The organism is Arthrobacter sp. NPDC093139, assembly GCF_044754165.1.
Lineage (GTDB): Bacteria > Actinomycetota > Actinomycetes > Actinomycetales > Micrococcaceae > Arthrobacter.
The window spans coordinates 305547-321509 of record NZ_JBIVOO010000004.1 but is presented as its reverse complement, the minus strand read 5'-3'; the positions used below and the strand labels follow the sequence as shown (position 1 = coordinate 321509).

Sequence of the window (15963 nt, the reverse complement as noted above, 5' to 3'; positions counted from 1 at the left end):
AGCTTTATCACCGGGCGGCGACATTTTCTGCTCATGCGGCCGCGCACCTAGGATGGCTGTGTCGCATCGACCCGCCAGGAACCCCCAACCAGCTAGGAATCCCTTGCGTTCTTTTGTTTCGGCCTTGGCCGTTGTCCTTGGCCTGCTGCTGGCCGCAGTTGCCGTCCCGGCCATGTGGGTGGACCGCAACATCGTGCAGGAGGACGGTTTTGTTGCCCTGGCCGCTCCTTTGGGCAAGGATCCTACATTTCAGAACCGGCTTGCTGCCGCCGCGGTGGGCGGAATCGACACCGGGGGAGCGGTGCCCGGCCCCCTGGCCGAGGCCGTCCGGCCGTTGCTGGAATCGGCTGCCTCGTCGCTCACCGGACTCCCGGGCTACCCCGCTGCCTGGGAAGAAACCTTGCGGAAGAGCCACCGGCTCAACTTTGCCGCGGCGGGCGCCGGCACCTCCGAAACCGAGGCCGCGACGTCCATCACCCTGGATGTGGCGCCGCTTGTGGCCCTCGCGGCCGAGCAGATCTCCGAGCGTCTCGGCGTGCCGCTGGAAGCCCCGGAGCAGACCCTGCTGACCGTTGGCCAGTCCAGCCAGCGCCAGCTCATCGAGCAGGTCGCCGCCTACGCTCCTGTTGGCTACAGCCTGGCCATCGGGGCAGGCATCGCCTTCCTCCTTGCCCTTGTGGCGGCCCGGCGGCGTTGGTCAGTGCTGGTGGGCACGGGGATTGGAGTACTCGGGCTGGCCGGCCTGTGGAGCCTGGGATCTCGCTGGGCGACCGACGCGGTCATGGGCGCAGCGAGCGGCAACGAGGTGGCTGACCTCTTTAAGCGGGAATTCGTGGCTGCCTCGGCCAACGGATTCGGGTCCTGGATCCAGGCCGGCGCGGTCACCGGTGCCGTGCTGCTGGGCGCAGGGCTCGTGCTCGGTTTTCTTGGCGGCGCTGTCCGAAAGGGCTGAAGCCCTCCGGGGACGGTGCCCGGAGCGGAGGTTTTCGGCCGGCCGACCGGGCTGCCGGGACGCACTGCCACACCCGGTAGCATGGAGAAATGACCTCCTCAGCAGTCTCCCTTTCGATGCCAACTGTCCCGCGCCGGCGGCGTTCGCCCGAGGATGTGTCGGCAGCCGCACCGGTATCCGGCCCCAAAAAGGTCCTGCTGGCGGCCCCCCGCGGGTACTGCGCGGGGGTAGACCGTGCCGTCATCGCGGTGGAGAAGGCCTTGGAGCACTATGGGCCTCCGGTGTACGTCCGCAAGCAGATTGTCCACAACGTGCACGTCGTGAGCTCCCTTGAAGAGCAGGGCGCCATCTTCGTCGATGAAACCGATGAGGTGCCCGAAGGCGCCCTGGTCATCTTCTCGGCCCATGGCGTGTCGCCGGCCGTCGTCCAGTCCGCCGGCGACCGCGGCCTGCGCACCATCGATGCCACCTGCCCCCTGGTGACAAAGGTCCACAAGGAAGCCGTCCGTTTCGCGAAGGACGACTTCGACATCCTCCTGATCGGCCATGACGGCCATGAGGAAGTGGAGGGTACGGCCGGGGAAGCACCGGAGCACATCCAGATCATTAACGGTCCGCACGAGGTGGACAAGGTGACCGTCCGGGATCCGGAAAAAGTCATCTGGCTGTCGCAGACCACGCTGAGCGTCGACGAAACCATGGAAACCGTCCGGCTGCTCAAGGAGCGCTTCCCGACGCTGCAGGACCCGCCCAGTGATGACATCTGCTACGCCACCACGAACCGACAGGTGGCCATCAAGAAGATCGCGCCCCAGGCGGACCTCGTGATTGTGGTCGGTTCGGCCAACTCCTCCAACTCGGTGCGCCTGGTTGAGGTCGCGCTCGAGTATGGGGCAAAGGCTTCCTACCGCGTCGACTTCGCGAACGAGGTGGACGAGGCCTGGTTCGAAGGCGTGGCCACTGTCGGCGTCACGTCCGGTGCCTCCGTTCCCGAAGTGCTGGTCAAAGACGTTCTCCGCCTGCTGGCCGACTACGGCTACGGCAGCGTCGAGGAAGTCGTCACCGCCGAGGAGGACCTGCTCTTCTCGTTGCCCAAGGAACTGCGCGCAACCCTTAAGGAAGCCGGCGACGTTTCCCGGGCCCTCGGCGGCCGGCGCTCAAACTAGCCGGCAGGCCGGAAGGGTGAGGCCTACGCGGCGTCCTCTTCCGATGCCTCCTCCGGTGTAGCCGCTGACCGTTCCCGTGTCTGCAGTTCGGGAGCGGATACGGCGCGGGCGGTGACTTGGACCGCGGAAGGTGTGGCAAGCCCGGTGGCGTCGAGGGCATTGAGCTTCCGCGCCGTGGGGAGGACCCGTGCTTCCAACGTGCCCACCATGGAGTTGTACCGGTCCACCGAGGTTTTCAGCGAGGACCCCAGCTTGCTGACATTTTCCCCGAGGGTTCCCATCCGTTCGTAGAGCTGCCGGGCCAGTTCGAACAGTTCGCGGGCACTGTCGGTAAGCACGTCCTGCCGCCAGGTGAACGCGACGGATTTGAGGACGGCCAGCAGCGTGCCCGGCGAGGCCAGGACCACGTTCCTGGACAGCGCATGGTCCAGGAGCCCGGGATCGGCAGAGAGCGCGGCCGCGAGGATGGACTCGGCCGGCAGGAAGCAAATGACCAGCTCAGGGGAGTTGCCGGATATGTCCCAGTACTTTTTGTTGCTGAGGGCATCAACATGGGACTTGAGCGCCTTGGCGTGCGCAGCCAGAAGGACCTGCTGGTTTGACCGGCTCCCGGCGGTGTCCCCGTCGGTGTGGCCAAGATCCTGGGCCTCAAGGTAAGCAGACAGCGGCACTTTGGCGTCGATCACCAGCTGCTTGTCACCGGGCAGCTGCACCACGAGGTCCGGGCGGACCGATGCGTCGGTTCCCGCGCTGTGAAGTTGCTCGTGGAAATCGACATGGCGCAGCATCCCGGAGGCTTCAACGACCCGCCGCAACTGGACTTCACCCCATTGGCCGCGGGCGCTGTTCGAACGCAGCGCCGCCTCGAGGGCATGCGTGGACCTCATCAGCTGTTCATCCGAAAGCCTGGCCTCCTGCAATTGCTGTGCCAGTTGCCCGTACTGCTCCAGCCGGTCACGTTCCAGCAGGGAAACCTGCTGCTGAACGGCCGTCAGCTTTTCGGCAACCGGCGCCAGAGCCCGCAGGACACTGCCGTCCTGCTGGCGTGACTCACCCAGTTCCCGGTTCTGCACGGCGAGCAGCTTACGCTCGGCTTCGGCCGCAGCATATTGGGCGGTGACCGCCGAGAGCCGTGCCGAGACGCCGTCGAAATCCGCTTCCAGCGCCGCGGTGCGGCGGCGCAGGACCGTGTAGGCAAAGGCCGCCCCCGCGAGGGCGCCGAGCAACAGCATCAGGAGGGCCAGAATCACTGCAAAAGAATCCATGCCTTCACTGTGGCATGCAGGTGCGACATTTTTGCCGAAGGCAGCGGGACCGTGGGTAGCCGCGCCCTGACAGAACCGGGCCGCAGGCAAGGAAGTGACGCCTGGAGACCCGGCCCGTGGCAGCCGGCGCCGGCGCACCGGGTAGAATCAGTGTCCGTGGCTCTTACTATTGGCATCGTCGGACTGCCCAACGTCGGCAAATCAACTCTTTTCAACGCACTGACCCGCAACCAGGTGCTGGCGGCGAACTACCCGTTCGCCACCATCGAACCGAACATCGGCGTCGTGAACCTGCCCGACCCGCGGCTCCAGAAGCTCGCCGGGATCTTCGGATCCCAGCGCGTGCTGCCCGCAGCCGTCTCCTTCGTCGACATCGCCGGCATCGTCAAGGGCGCATCCGAAGGAGAAGGGCTGGGCAACCAGTTCCTCGCCAACATCCGCGAAGCCGAAGCCATCGCCGAAGTGGTGCGCGTTTTCGACGACCCCGACGTTATCCACGTCGACGGCAAAGTCGACCCCCGTTCGGACATGGAAACCATCAACACCGAACTGATCCTCGCAGACCTGCAGACCATCGAGAAGGCCATTCCCCGGATCGAAAAAGAGGTCAAGATCAAGAAGCGGGAGGCCGCTGAGCTCGCTGCCATCAAGGCCGCGCAGGCGGTCCTGGAGCGCGGCGACACCATATACTCCTCCATCAAGAGCGACAAGCTGGAGATGGAGCACCTCAAGGAGCTTGGCCTCCTGACGGCCAAGCCCTTTATCTACGTCTTCAACGCCGACGAAGCCATCCTTGGCAGCCCTGAGAAGCAGGCGGAGCTGCGCGCCATGGTTGCGCCCGCTGACTGCATCTTCCTCGACGCGAAGCTGGAGTCCGACCTCGTGGAGCTGGACGAGGCCGAGGCCCGCGAAATGCTTGAGATGAACGGCCAGGACGAGTCGGGACTCGATCAGCTGGCGCGGGTTGGCTTCCACACGCTGGGGCTGCAGACGTACCTGACGGCAGGTCCCAAAGAGGCCAGGGCCTGGACCATCCACCGGGGGGACACCGCCCCGCAGGCGGCAGGAGTAATCCACTCCGACTTCCAGCGTGGTTTCATCAAGGCCGAAGTCGTCTCCTTCGAAGACCTCATCGACGCGGGGTCCATGGCCGAGGCGAAGTCCCGCGGCAAGGTCCGCATCGAAGGCAAGGAATACGTGATGGCCGACGGCGACGTCGTGGAGTTCCGCTTCAACGTGTAGTAAGGCCCGTTTTCCCTTGCAAACAAGGGGATTAGGGTAGGCCAGTCCGCACAGGGTCCGCAGGAATGCTGAGCGCGTCATCCATCATGGCGCCCGCCGCGGCCCTTGTGCGGTCCTCTGCCACCAGTAACCGATGGTGTTCTGATGTGGCGGCAACCCGCCGTCCCCAAGGAACAGCCATTGCTCTCAGCATGCACGCCGATGTGCTCGACATGGCCCATATTTCGTGGCAGTGATCGATACCTGGCCCTTGCCCGCTCTCTTGATCTGCCTCTGAACCTTAAGCGCACTCGTGGGAGTACGGAAAGTGGCCGACATCACCGAATGCAGCCGCACAGTGGAGAACCTACGCATGATCGGGTGGGGAAACCGACTCCCCGGATTCCTGCCCGAATGACCGTACTCAAGGTCGCCATTCTTCCCGGTAGTCGGGGTGGTCGGCGTAGACCTCGGCGATGATGAAGAGGAACTTCTCCATGTAGTCCTGGTCGCCCGCTGGTTCGTGGTCCCAGTCGATGCGTTCATAATGGGCGATGATCTTTCGCTTCGCCTCGCACTCGGCGAATGCACGGAGGTCAGCCTTTGCTTCGGTCATTGCGAGCTGTTCAAGTTCCCGCCGCGCTTCTGTCTCGTCCTCCGCGACGCGGGCATTGAGGAAGTCGATGATGTCGCTCATGTCCTTCATCTTGCCATTCGATTGCAACAGTGCCGGCGGTTAGCGACAGGCGCGTGGTGAAGATAGACCCCGGCGGTGGGCCGCTCTGCCCCCCACGCGCGGAGCGGGCCACCTACGCTGCCGCAGATCCCTTGAGAGGCCCTTTACGGTAACGGTAGTCGCGACGTTACGGCAGGCACGTGAACGGCTTGTTACATGGCAGCAGGCTTATAAAGTTGAGTGACAAACTGAGCGCCTGTTAGCGTTACCAATGCAGCCTCCGCATTTCCCCCAAAGTGCGGAGGCTGCTTAGTTCGTACCCGCATAAGCCGGACTATCAAAGCTACGATCTACGCCATGGACAACAATGACGCGTTCTTTACGTCAAAGAAGTAGCGGCGGACCTGCCGTATGCGAAACAGTGGCCAAGCGGGGCCCGCTTTAGTCCGCAAGAAGTCCTCAAGCGATTCCCTGCTACTGGTTATTCGGGAGACCCGTTCACTGCAACTGCGTTGAGCGCCACCCACAGTGCGCGGAGGAAACCCTCGCTGTCTGGACGGAGAACGGCAGACCTCACACTCCGCCCATCCCATCGCTCAACCAGCAGGATCCCGCCTTTACAACGAGTCACGAACACGTCATCCGCCACCCAGGCCACACCGTCCTTGAACCCGAACATCGCCGCTGGCAGCATGCCTCGGCAGCCCATCACGACAGGTACAGGAATGCCGGCACTTCCGCGGTCCTCTCGGTCTTCACCCATAGCCCGAAGGTAAATGAGGGGTGGAGGCCAAGACATCAGTACTCAGTACTTGTCTTTCCCCGGCACGGGCACTCGCCTACTCAGGGCGATCCGACTATCCAGATTGACCGTCGTGTTGAGGGGCGTTCCGGAAGACGTGCACTCCCGGGGCTACGGTGAATGGCTGCGTGTTGAGGGGGCTGTTCCACTTAGCGTGGTCCCTGACAGGGCGCCGAACCAGACGCCCGTCATGACCAGTGCGGCGCCCAGGACGGCAGGCAGGGTCACCGGCTCTTCGATGAGCCATGCCGCCAGACCCATGGTGACGACGGGAAACAGGACAAACATGTATGAGCTCGCCGACGAGGTCCAGGTGCGCACCACGAGCAGGACCAGGATGAACAGGCCGACCGACCCCAGCGTCACCAGGTAGGCCAAAGCCGCTGCCACGCCGGGCTGACTTGGCAGCCCCCAGACCTCGTTGACCGCTGCGGACAGCATGATCAGCAGCAGAGCGGCGATCGTCATGGCGACTGCGTTGGTCATGGCGGGGTGGTTGGCCGACAGTTGCTTTCCCAAGATGATGCTCTGGCCGACGGCGAGCGTGGCTCCGAGCATGGCTAGCACCGCGCCCGCCGGAGCGCTGACCCCCTGCGAGCCCAGGACCATCCACGCGATGCCGCCGAGGGCGAGGACAGAACCCGCCAGCGCTCTCAGGGTGAACCGTTCGAGTCGCTGGGTCACAGCAAGGAGCAACGTCACCAGCGGGACCCCGGCCATCACCACGGTCGCGGAGCCTGCAGTAGCCTGCGTCAGCGCCCAATACAGGAGCGCATATGGTATTGCGAACGCGAGGGCGCCGTAGACGGCCGTCAGCGCCAAGAGCCGGCCACGCGGCCAGCGGAGACGCAGGAAAAGCGCGATGAGAACGAACAGCACTGCGGCGAGGGCGAAGCGCAGGCCGGCACCCCAGAACGGGGCCAGCTCCTGGTTGCTGAGCCGGACCGCGACAAAGTTGGCCCCGCCCAAGAGGACGGCCACACTGAAGGCGGCAAGAGTCAGCCGCTGTACCCGCCGCGGGAGTGTCACATGCTGTCCCTGCCATCCTCGTCATTCAGTTCCACAAGTTGATCAGCAGCATCATTGCTGCCGCTGTCGGCAAGACCGCGGAGCTCGTCGAAATCCTCTCGTTCTGCTACGAGTTCGATGAGTTGGCCTACGGCGTCACGCTCGCCATTGGCGGCCCGTTCCCGCAACCGGGACAGATCAGAGTCGTCATTGTGCCAGCCTTCCATTAACACGGTGCCGGATCCCGTTCCGATGTCCTCAGCCTAGAGGACCTTGGACGAAAAAGAGCGCGCGGTCCGCTTGGACATCAGGGTGGCCGCGTCTGCTCTTCAGTGATTGAGGATTAACAATCAAAAGCCGTGATTCCTTGGCTTGGGGCTTTCGTTGTGATTGGCATGGATAACTTGGTACCCGGCAAAGACTGCGGCGGAACGCCCTGCAGTTCCTGCTAGGTTGCATCTCGATAACAACCTTTACTGAGGGACAACTTTCTGTCCGCCAGCCATGCCTTCGGGTCTAGGCTACTTCCCATGTGAGACATGCCACATGCTCACTGGGGGGATGTGGCGTTTTGGCCGGCGTCTACACAGCGGCGGTCTTTTCCACACTAAACAGACATAGGAGGCGGAATGCGATTCGGTCGTATTTCCAAAGCAGTAGGCGTCGCCGCGGCTGCGGCGCTGGCACTCAGCGCCTGCGCAAACACCAACACCGGGACAACCCCGACCAGCAACGCAGCGGGCAAGCAGGGGGGAACCGCCACCGTTGTCGAGGTGAATGCATTCAACACGTTCAACCCCAACACGGCGGACGGCAATACTGACATCAACTCCAAGGTCAGCTACGCGACCCACTCCGGCTTCTATTACATCGACAACCAGCTCAATGTCGTCCGCAATGAGAAGTTCGGCAAGATGGAAAAGACCTCTGACGACCCCCTCACGGTCAAATACACCATCAACGAAGGCGTCAAGTGGTCTGACGGCACACCGGTCACCGCAGCGGACCTGCTCCTGCAGTGGGCCGCTTTCTCGGGGTACTACAACGACGCTGACGCGGAAGGAAAGGCGGGAACGTCTTACTTCTCGTACGCCGGCGATCCAACGGGCCTCGCACTCACCGACTTCCCGGAAATCGGTGACAATAACCGTTCCATGACTCTGAAGTACTCCAAGCCGTTCGCCGACTGGGAGATCGCCCTCGGTGGCCCCGGGATCGACATCCCCGCCCACGTTCTGGCGAAGAAGGCCGGCATGGCAGACACGCAGGAGTTCATCGACCACCTCAAGAGCATGCCCCGCGGTGACGCCAAGGCGCCGAAGCCTGTAGACAGCAAGCTCAAGGCCATGGCTGACCTCTGGAACACCGGATTCGATTCCAAGACCCTGCCGAGCGACCCGAGCCTGTTCCTCTCGAACGGTCCGTTCATCGTCAAAAGCGTGAACCAGGACCAGTCCCTGACCATGGTCAAGAACAAGGACTACAACTGGGGCCCTGAAGCAAAGCTCGACGAGATCACCGTCCGCTACATCGGTTCCGCACCGGCACAGGTCCAGGCGCTGAAAAACGGCGAGGCTGACATCATCGCCCCGCAGGCGTCCGCCGACACCCTTGAACAGCTCAAGGCGCTCGAGAGCCAGGGCGTAACAGTGGAGCAGGGCAACCAGCTTTCCTACGACCACGTCGACCTGAACTTCTATGGCGTCTTCGCGGAAAAGAATGTACGCCAAGCGTTCATGAAGACGGTTCCCCGCAAGGACATTGTGGACAAGATCATCAAGAAGCTGGAACCGGAAGCAAAGCCGCTGGATTCACAGCTCTTCGTTCCCGCGCAGCCCGCCTACGCCGACTCGGTGAAGGAAAACGGTTCGGCTGCCTACCAGGATGTGGACATTGACGGCGCCAAGCAGCTGCTCGCCGGCAAGACTCCGGAAATCCGCATCATGTACAACAAGGACAACCCGAACCGCGTGGACGCGTTCTCGCTGATCCGTGAATCCGCGACCAAGGCAGGCTTCAAGATCGTCGACGGCGGACTTGGTGCCTCCGACTGGGGCAAGGCGCTCGGCAAGGGCGGCTACGACGCCGCCATCTTCGGCTGGATCAACCCGGGCGTCGGCGTCTCCGGCGTACCGCAGATCTTCCGCACGGGCAACGGTTCCAACTTCAACAAGTTCTCCGATCCGGAGGCCGACAAGCTGATGGACGAACTGATTGTCACGACCGACCGCGGCAAGCAGGACGAGCTCACCAGGCAGATTGACCAGAAGATCTGGGCCGCCGCCTACGGTCTTCCGCTGTTCCAGTCCATCGGTGTGGACGCGTACAGCGACCGCATCACCGGCGTAAAGTTCATGCCCAACCAGACGGGTGTCTGGTGGAACTTCTGGGAGTGGGCCGAAAAGTAAGCCGATGACCACAACAGCAACAAGCTAACTGAGGCGCCGGGATCAAGCACCATGGTCCCGGCGCCTCGTGGCGATATCCACCGCCGGTGCCGGCAACACAGGCGGGCACGGCCAAACCTGCGACCGGTCCGGGCAATCCCCGGGCCCGAATACTGAGGTTCTATCACGATGGTGACCTACATTGTCCGGCGGCTAGTCACCGCTGCACTCATTCTTCTGGGCGCATCCTTTCTGGTGTATCTGCTCACCGCGGCGTCCGGCGATCCGCTCGCAGAGTTCCGGGCCAGCAGCGCCCCCAACAAACAGCAACTGATGGATTCGCGCGCCGCGCTCCTGGACTTGGAAACACCGGCGCCGCTGCGGTACTTCAAGTGGCTCGGCGGTGCCGCCCAATGCCTCGTCCCCTTTGCCGGCACCTGTGACCTGGGCAAGAACATCGCGGGCCAGCCCATCACCGACGCGCTGGGGCACGCCCTGGTCCAGACCCTCACGCTCGTCACCGCGGCAACCATCCTCGCGATACTCATCGGAATCACCCTCGGCATCATCACTGCTCTGCGCCAGTACAGCAGCCTGGATTACGGCGTGACCTTCATGGCGTTCCTGTTCTTTTCCCTGCCGATCTTCTGGGTCGCCGTGCTGCTGAAGGAATTCGGTGCCATCGGTTTCAACAACTTCCTCAGGAATCCTGAGATCCCTCTTCCGGTGGCCATAGCCGTCGGCGCCGTGTTCGGCCTGGTAGCGCTCATCGTCGCGGGGGGTGATGCCAGGCGCCGGGCACTGATTGGCGGAACGGTTTTCGCGGCAGTAACCGCCGTGCTCATCTATTTCTCGGTGACGCTCTGGTTCAAGACACCCGGGCTCGGCCCCGTGGTGATCGCCATCGCGGGAGTGGGACTGGCCTTTGCCGTGACGCTGCTGACCGCAGGGCTGAGGAACAGGAAAGCGCTGCAGTCGGCGCTCATTGCCGCAGGCGCGGGCGTCGTTGCCTACTTCCTCATCCAGCCACTGCTCAACCAGGCCACCTTCCTCATGATCATGCTGCTTGCGGTGGCCGCTGTCCTCATTGGCATGGCGATCGGCTACCTGGTGGGCGGGTACGACCGCGGCCAATCCATGCGCGCCGCGGCGATCACGTCCTTCCTTCTGGGGGTCCTCATCGTCCTGGACCGCTTCATGCAGGCATGGCCCGCGTATTTCAACAACAGCAGGGTCCGCGGGCGCCCCATTGCCACCATCGGCGCCGGCACTCCGAACATCGAGGGTGACTTCTGGATTCTTGGACTCGACTCGTTCACCCACCTGATCCTGCCCACAACGGCACTTATCCTGATCTCCCTGGCCGGCTATACGAGATTCACCCGCGCTTCCATGCTGGAGATCATGAACATGGACTACATCCGGACCGCGCGGGCCAAAGGCCTCTCCGAACGGACCGTAGTCATGCGGCACGCTTTCCGCAACGCCCTCATCCCGGTGGCCACGATCGTCGCCTTCGACATCGGCGGGCTCATCGGCGGTGCCGTCATCACAGAGACGGTGTTTTCGGTCCGCGGCATGGGATTCCTGTTCCTCGACGGCATCCTGCATGTGGACCCGAACCCCGTCATGGGCGTCTTTATCTGCGTCGCCATCACGGCCATGGTGTTCAACCTCATCGCAGACCTTGCCTACTCCGCACTGGATCCACGAGTAAGGGTGAAATCATGAGCCAGCCGAGCCAGCAGGACGAAATCGTAGCTGAACAGGCCGGCCTGAAAGGGCAGCAGGCCGCCGGCATCGAGCCGGTTATCGAGGCCAAGGGGCTCAGCCAGGGACAGATTGTCCGCAAGCGGTTCCTCGGCCATTCCGGTGCGATTGTGGGCCTGGTTGTCTTTGCCATCATCTTCCTGACGGCCTTCACGTCCGTGGGATATGCGGGAATCCCGGGATGGTGGAAATACACGCACGTGGCCGTTTCACCGCTCGTCAACGACGGCGCCCCGACGGCCTCCCTGTGGCCTCTGGCCTGGGGAGAACATCCCTTCGGCCAAGACCGCATCGGCCGGGACCTGTTCGCGATGACCATGCGCGGAGCGCAGCAGTCCATCACGATCATGGTGGTCATCGGCCTCATCGCCGGCCTGATTGGCGTGGCCGTGGGCGCGCTGTCCGGTTACTTCCGTGGCTGGACCGAGGCCATTCTCATGCGCCTGACCGACATCATCATCATCATTCCGGCGCTGCTCCTGGCAGCCGTCATGGCCCAGTTCGCGGGCCGGAGGGACGAGGGGAGCTGGTTTGCCTCGTTTGCGAGCACCAACGGCGTATTGGCGCTGGGCATCTTCCTTGGGCTCATCAGCTGGGTGGGCCTGGCCAGGCTGATGCGGGGTGAGTTCCTGACCTTGCGGGAACGTGAATTTGTCGACGCCGCGCGGATATCCGGGGCCAGCAACGCGAGGATCATTTTCAAGCACATCCTGCCCAACGCCGTCGGTGTCCTGATCGTCAACGTCACGCTGACCATGTCCGCGGCGATCCTCACCGAGACCGCACTGAGCTACCTCGGCGTGGGCGTGAAGTCACCGGACACCTCCCTTGGCCTGCTCATCTCACAGAACCAGGAGGCCTTCACGACCCGTCCGTGGCTGTTCTGGTTCCCCGGACTGTTCATCGTCCTCATCTGCCTGAGCATCAACTTCATCGGCGACGGGCTGCGGGACGCGTTTGATCCCCGCCAGAAAAAGTTCAATCCCAAGAAAGCCCGGGATGCTGGAAGCCCGATGGCGCCAGAGAAGTCCCCAGTCACCGCCCACGATGCCGGTACGGGGGACAGGACCGCCGGGGACGGCCCGGCACCCGGCGATACCCGGGGAGCCTGACGTGAACCGCGCCCTACAGCAGGGCCACGCCCCAGATGCTGAACGCGACGAGCGCTGCAGTCGCGCCCAGCTCCAGCCAGCGGACCGTCACTGTCACGGGCGTCACCCCGGCGTTTCCGGCGTCGACGGCCCCGGATTCGACCTGCTGCTGCCAGCGGGCGCGCACCAGCTGGGCCGCCTGTCCCGAGTCCGTGCTTTTCAGGTCACCGGGCCGGACGGACTGCCCGGGGCCATACGTGCTGCCCGGCAGCCCCTGGAGGTCCTCGGGACGGGCATTGCGTCCGCCCCAGATCCCCGGTGCGGGCGCCGCCCACGCACCGTAGCTTCGGGACGGCGTGATCAGCGTCAGGGCGTAGCGCGTGTCCACCTGGACAAGGGCCGCCCACGGTACGGTCACGGACCGGAACGGGTTCTCCAGCCTGACGCCGGCGTCGTGGACCACCACGGACGGGCGCCAGAACAGGAGCCAGCCGAGGTATGCGATGAGCAGCAGCGGCCCGATGCCGGGCACCGCTTCTGCTCCGCCCGTCAGGGCTGTGCTGGCGAGTCCGATCCCCGCTATCAGCCAGGCCAGCCCGGCGAACCATTTGTTGGTGCGGGCCTTGAAAATCGCAGCGTTTTCGGCGTGCGGCGCAGTGCTCATGCCCCCCATAATTCAGGATTCCGAGCCGCGGCACTAATTTCAGCTGCCCCGCAGGCCCGGGTGGAAGGAAAACCCCAAAATGTCTGACTACATCAGCACCGGCCCCGCCACGACCCGTTCCAGCAAAGGCCCGGTGGTCCTTGAGGTGCGCAACCTGAGCGTCGACTTCGGGGTGGAGAAGACGTGGGTGCCGGCCGCCGTCGGCCTCGACTATGAGGTCCGCGCCGGCGAGGTGCTGGCCATCGTGGGCGAATCAGGGTCGGGCAAGAGCGCGAGCTCCATGGCCCTGCTGGGACTGCTGCCCAGCAACAGCCGTGTCTCTGGCAGCGTGAAGCTGTCCGGAAAGGAGCTGCTGGGTGCGGATGAATCCAACATCCGCAGCGTACGCGGCAAGGATGTGGCAGTCATTTTCCAGGAACCCATGACCGCGCTGAACCCCGTCTACACCGTGGGCGCGCAAATCGTGGAAACCATACGGCTGCACAACGAGGTCTCGCCGGACCAGGCCCGCGAACGCGCACTGCAGATGCTGGACCTCGTGGAACTGCCCGATCCCGAAAAGGCGTTCAAGTCCTACCCGCACCAGCTGTCCGGCGGGCAGCGGCAGCGTGCCATGATCGCACAGTCACTCTCATGCGACCCCAAACTGCTGATCGCGGACGAACCCACCACGGCCCTCGACGTCACGGTTCAGGCCGAAATCCTCGACCTCATGAGAAACCTCCGAAACAAGCTGGACAGCGCGATCGTCCTCATCACCCACGACATGGGTGTCGTGGCCGACCTCGCTGACCGCATCGCGGTCATGCGCCGGGGGCTGATCGTCGAAACGGGCACCGCGGAGCAGATCTTCCACAACCCGCAGCACCCTTACACGCAGGCCCTCCTTGCCGCCGTGCCGCACCTTGGGCAGGGCGGCGGTGAGGGGGCCGAGACGGACGTGGACGTGACTGCCGCGCTGGCGGCCGCAACGCACGCTGAACTCGAATCCGTGGATCACGAGGAACTGGTCCGCAGGGAGCGCGAGAACGCCGCCGCGCTGGCCGCCGCCGCGGCCGCCAGGCCCACCGGTGAGCCCGTCCTTGAACTCACGGACGTGGCCATCGAGTACCCCAAGCAGGGCCGCGTGCCTGCGTTCCGTGCCGTGGAAGGCGCCAACCTGACCATCTACCCGGGGCAGGTCGTGGGGCTCGTGGGGGAGTCCGGCTCCGGGAAGACCACCGTCGGACGGGCAGCCGTGGGCCTGCTGCCCGTCGCGGCCGGCACCATGCGCGTGGTGGGCCAGGACATTTCCGCGGCCAAGAAGAACGGCAGGCAGCTGCACAGCGTGCGGCGCCACATCGGAATGGTCTTCCAGGACCCGTCGTCCTCGCTGAACCCGCGCCTGCCCATCGGCGAAAGCATCGGCGAACCCATGTACCTTGCCCGTGTTGCGAAGGGCGCGGACCTGCAGAAGCGGATTGAGGCGTTGCTGGACCAGGTGGAACTGCCCCGCGCGTACCGCAACAGATACCCGCACGAGCTGTCGGGCGGGCAGAAGCAGCGCGTGGGCATTGCGCGTGCCCTTTCGCTGAAGCCGAAGCTGATGGTGGCGGACGAGCCGACGTCCGCGCTCGACGTGTCCGTCCAGGCGAAAGTGCTCGAACTGTTCCAAAACCTGCAGCGCGAGTTGGGTTTCGCCTGCCTCTTCGTGACCCACGACTTAGCGGTGGTGGACGTGCTGGCCGACAGGATCTGCGTGATGCAACGGGGACGCATCGTGGAGCAGGGGACTCGTGACCAGATCCTCCGGAACCCGCAGGAGCCGTACACGCAAAGGTTGCTGGCGGCCGTCCCGCTGCCGGACCCTGAACGTCAGCGTGAGCGCCGGGAACTGCGTGCCCAGCTGCTCGCTGCCGGCCTGGACTGACCTCCCGGCGCTAGCCGGCGTCGAGGCCGAGGGCTGAAAGCCGGCCGCGCAGCAATGCACCCAGGGCGCGGTGGCCGTCGTCGTTCATGTGGACCGAGTCGGCGAGCTGGTCCTCAAGCCCGTAGCGGGTGAGCCAGTCGCCGACGCTGACGAACAGGATGCCATGCTCGGCCGCCACGGTGCCTAGCAGGGCATCCACTTCGGCGCGCCGGCCGCCGCCGTTTCCGGCGCCCTTGCCCAGAGTTCCCACCATCACCAGCTTGGCGCCGGGGTAGCGCTGTTTCAGGGTGGTGATCAGGCTCCCGGCGTTGGCGGCAATCTGTGCGTCGGTGGCTCCCTGCTTGGCGTCATTTCCGCCGCCCTCGATGACGACGAGCGGGGGGAAACCGTAGGGAAGGTGCCAGTGCCCCCGCTGCAGGGCATCGACGTAGTTTCCCGTGGCCCCGTTGGAGGCCACAAAGCCCGTTCCTCCCCTGCCGCAGAAGAAGACGTCGTAGCCCAGTCCGGCCAGGGCGCGGCGCGGCCAGCTTGCCGCCGGCTCGGACTGTGAATCGCCGATCAGCAGCGCTGTGCGGCCTATGTTGTCGGTAATGACTTCGTCCCGGCCGTTGGCAGGATTGCGGAACAGGGCACCCGCCGGCAGGCTGGAAGGATCCACCGCCGTGAACCCGCCGGTGGCCGGCGAGCCGGCGGCGACTGCTTCCCCTGGCGCTGCCGCGGGCACCGCAGCCGCGCGGGGAACCGATGGGCCGCCTGTCCCGGCATGTTGCTGAAAGGGCAGACCGCACGCGCCCAACAACAGGCATGCGGCAATGACGGGGGCAATCAGGACAGCCCGCGTTGAGGCTTGTAGCATCCGTGGACTCCTGGCCTGTTGCATAGTGTTCAAGCAATAGTGATGGATCAGTTCTGGAAAAGCCAGTGATCCTGCCCACGTGACGCGGGTTGCCGACTCACGATTTGGTAACGCGGCAGGGGCCGCGGTTTTTGCGGTTTTAGGCCAATAAATGGGGGAGCGTTTAGACTTGAAGCAGGTGCCCTGTGTAAAGGGT

The 15963-nt window shown here is 64.2% G+C and carries 13 protein-coding genes; 8 read left to right on the top strand and 5 right to left on the bottom strand.

Annotated elements, in window-relative coordinates:
- Positions 1 to 103 precede the first annotated feature (103 nt).
- Positions 104 to 952, top strand: coding sequence for a hypothetical protein (locus ACIP90_RS09350; RefSeq protein ID WP_400578809.1), 849 nt, complete (start codon positions 104 to 106; stop codon positions 950 to 952).
- Positions 953 to 1041: 89 nt separating this feature from the next.
- Positions 1042 to 2118 carry a 4-hydroxy-3-methylbut-2-enyl diphosphate reductase gene (locus ACIP90_RS09345; RefSeq protein WP_400578807.1) on the top strand — a complete coding sequence of 359 codons (1077 nt, stop codon included), beginning with the start codon at positions 1042 to 1044 and terminating at the stop codon, positions 2116 to 2118.
- Between the two features lie 23 nt (positions 2119 to 2141).
- On the opposite strand, the gene ACIP90_RS09340 is transcribed toward ACIP90_RS09345, so the two are convergent.
- Positions 2142 to 3383: a DNA recombination protein RmuC gene (locus tag ACIP90_RS09340; protein ID WP_400578805.1), complete on the bottom strand. Its 1242-nt coding sequence runs from the start codon at positions 3381 to 3383 to the stop codon at positions 2142 to 2144.
- A 156-nt stretch (positions 3384 to 3539) separates the two neighbouring features.
- Between ACIP90_RS09340 and ychF the strand changes: the two genes are divergently transcribed.
- Positions 3540 to 4625: a redox-regulated ATPase YchF gene (ychF, locus tag ACIP90_RS09335; RefSeq protein WP_400578803.1), complete on the top strand. Its 1086-nt coding sequence runs from the start codon at positions 3540 to 3542 to the stop codon at positions 4623 to 4625.
- A gap of 403 nt (positions 4626 to 5028) precedes the next feature.
- On the opposite strand, the gene ACIP90_RS09330 is transcribed toward ychF, so the two are convergent.
- Together ACIP90_RS09330 and ACIP90_RS09325 are read right to left on the bottom strand one after the other, a co-directional pair.
- Positions 5029 to 5310, bottom strand: coding sequence for a DUF6221 family protein (locus ACIP90_RS09330; RefSeq protein ID WP_400578801.1), 282 nt, complete (start codon positions 5308 to 5310; stop codon positions 5029 to 5031).
- An 883-nt stretch (positions 5311 to 6193) separates the two neighbouring features.
- Positions 6194 to 7111: a DMT family transporter gene (locus ACIP90_RS09325; RefSeq protein ID WP_400578799.1), complete on the bottom strand. Its 918-nt coding sequence runs from the start codon at positions 7109 to 7111 to the stop codon at positions 6194 to 6196.
- Between ACIP90_RS09325 and ACIP90_RS09320 the strand changes: the two genes are divergently transcribed.
- The 4 genes from ACIP90_RS09320 to ACIP90_RS09305 all read left to right on the top strand — a co-directional run bounded on the left by ACIP90_RS09320 (position 7105) and on the right by ACIP90_RS09305 (position 12359).
- On the top strand, positions 7105 to 7320 hold the full coding sequence (locus ACIP90_RS09320; protein WP_400578797.1) for a hypothetical protein: 216 nt from the start codon (positions 7105 to 7107) through the stop codon (positions 7318 to 7320). The genes ACIP90_RS09325 and ACIP90_RS09320 overlap by 7 nt on opposite strands.
- 399 nt (positions 7321 to 7719) lie before the next feature.
- Complete coding sequence (locus ACIP90_RS09315; RefSeq protein ID WP_400578795.1) at positions 7720 to 9498, top strand: ABC transporter family substrate-binding protein; 1779 nt, start codon at positions 7720 to 7722, stop codon at positions 9496 to 9498.
- 168 nt (positions 9499 to 9666) lie between these two features.
- A complete protein-coding gene (locus ACIP90_RS09310; RefSeq protein ID WP_400578793.1) occupies positions 9667 to 11208 on the top strand; it encodes an ABC transporter permease in 1542 nt (513 codons plus the stop codon).
- Positions 11205 to 12359 (top strand): ABC transporter permease, encoded by a 1155-nt coding sequence (locus ACIP90_RS09305; protein ID WP_400578791.1) that lies wholly within the window; start codon positions 11205 to 11207, stop codon positions 12357 to 12359. The genes ACIP90_RS09310 and ACIP90_RS09305 overlap by 4 nt, the downstream gene beginning before the upstream one ends.
- 13 nt (positions 12360 to 12372) lie before the next feature.
- Here ACIP90_RS09305 and ACIP90_RS09300 read toward each other — a convergent pair whose 3' ends face one another.
- Positions 12373 to 13002, bottom strand: a complete 630-nt coding sequence (locus tag ACIP90_RS09300) for a PH domain-containing protein (protein ID WP_400578789.1) — start codon at positions 13000 to 13002, stop codon at positions 12373 to 12375.
- Positions 13003 to 13081: 79 nt separating this feature from the next.
- Between ACIP90_RS09300 and ACIP90_RS09295 the strand changes: the two genes are divergently transcribed.
- Positions 13082 to 14911 carry an ABC transporter ATP-binding protein gene (locus ACIP90_RS09295; protein WP_400578787.1) on the top strand — a complete coding sequence of 610 codons (1830 nt, stop codon included), beginning with the start codon at positions 13082 to 13084 and terminating at the stop codon, positions 14909 to 14911.
- A 10-nt stretch (positions 14912 to 14921) separates the two neighbouring features.
- On the opposite strand, the gene ACIP90_RS09290 is transcribed toward ACIP90_RS09295, so the two are convergent.
- Positions 14922 to 15767 carry an SGNH/GDSL hydrolase family protein gene (locus tag ACIP90_RS09290; protein WP_400578785.1) on the bottom strand — a complete coding sequence of 282 codons (846 nt, stop codon included), beginning with the start codon at positions 15765 to 15767 and terminating at the stop codon, positions 14922 to 14924.
- Positions 15768 to 15963 lie beyond the last annotated feature (196 nt).

Excerpts from the sequence above, each read along its gene's own strand:
- ACIP90_RS09345 (WP_400578807.1), top strand. The coding sequence starts at position 1,042 with ATGACCTCCTCAGCAGTCTCCCTTTCGATGCCAACTGTCCCGCGCCGG.
- ACIP90_RS09340 (WP_400578805.1), bottom strand. The coding sequence starts at position 3,383 with ATGGATTCTTTTGCAGTGATTCTGGCCCTCCTGATGCTGTTGCTCGGC.
- ACIP90_RS09330 (WP_400578801.1), bottom strand. The coding sequence starts at position 5,310 with ATGAAGGACATGAGCGACATCATCGACTTCCTCAATGCCCGCGTCGCG.
- ACIP90_RS09315 (WP_400578795.1), top strand. The coding sequence starts at position 7,720 with ATGCGATTCGGTCGTATTTCCAAAGCAGTAGGCGTCGCCGCGGCTGCG.
- ACIP90_RS09310 (WP_400578793.1), top strand. The coding sequence starts at position 9,667 with ATGGTGACCTACATTGTCCGGCGGCTAGTCACCGCTGCACTCATTCTT.
- ACIP90_RS09305 (WP_400578791.1), top strand. The coding sequence starts at position 11,205 with ATGAGCCAGCCGAGCCAGCAGGACGAAATCGTAGCTGAACAGGCCGGC.
- ACIP90_RS09300 (WP_400578789.1), bottom strand. The coding sequence starts at position 13,002 with ATGAGCACTGCGCCGCACGCCGAAAACGCTGCGATTTTCAAGGCCCGC.
- ACIP90_RS09295 (WP_400578787.1), top strand. The coding sequence starts at position 13,082 with ATGTCTGACTACATCAGCACCGGCCCCGCCACGACCCGTTCCAGCAAA.
- ACIP90_RS09290 (WP_400578785.1), bottom strand. The coding sequence starts at position 15,767 with ATGCTACAAGCCTCAACGCGGGCTGTCCTGATTGCCCCCGTCATTGCC.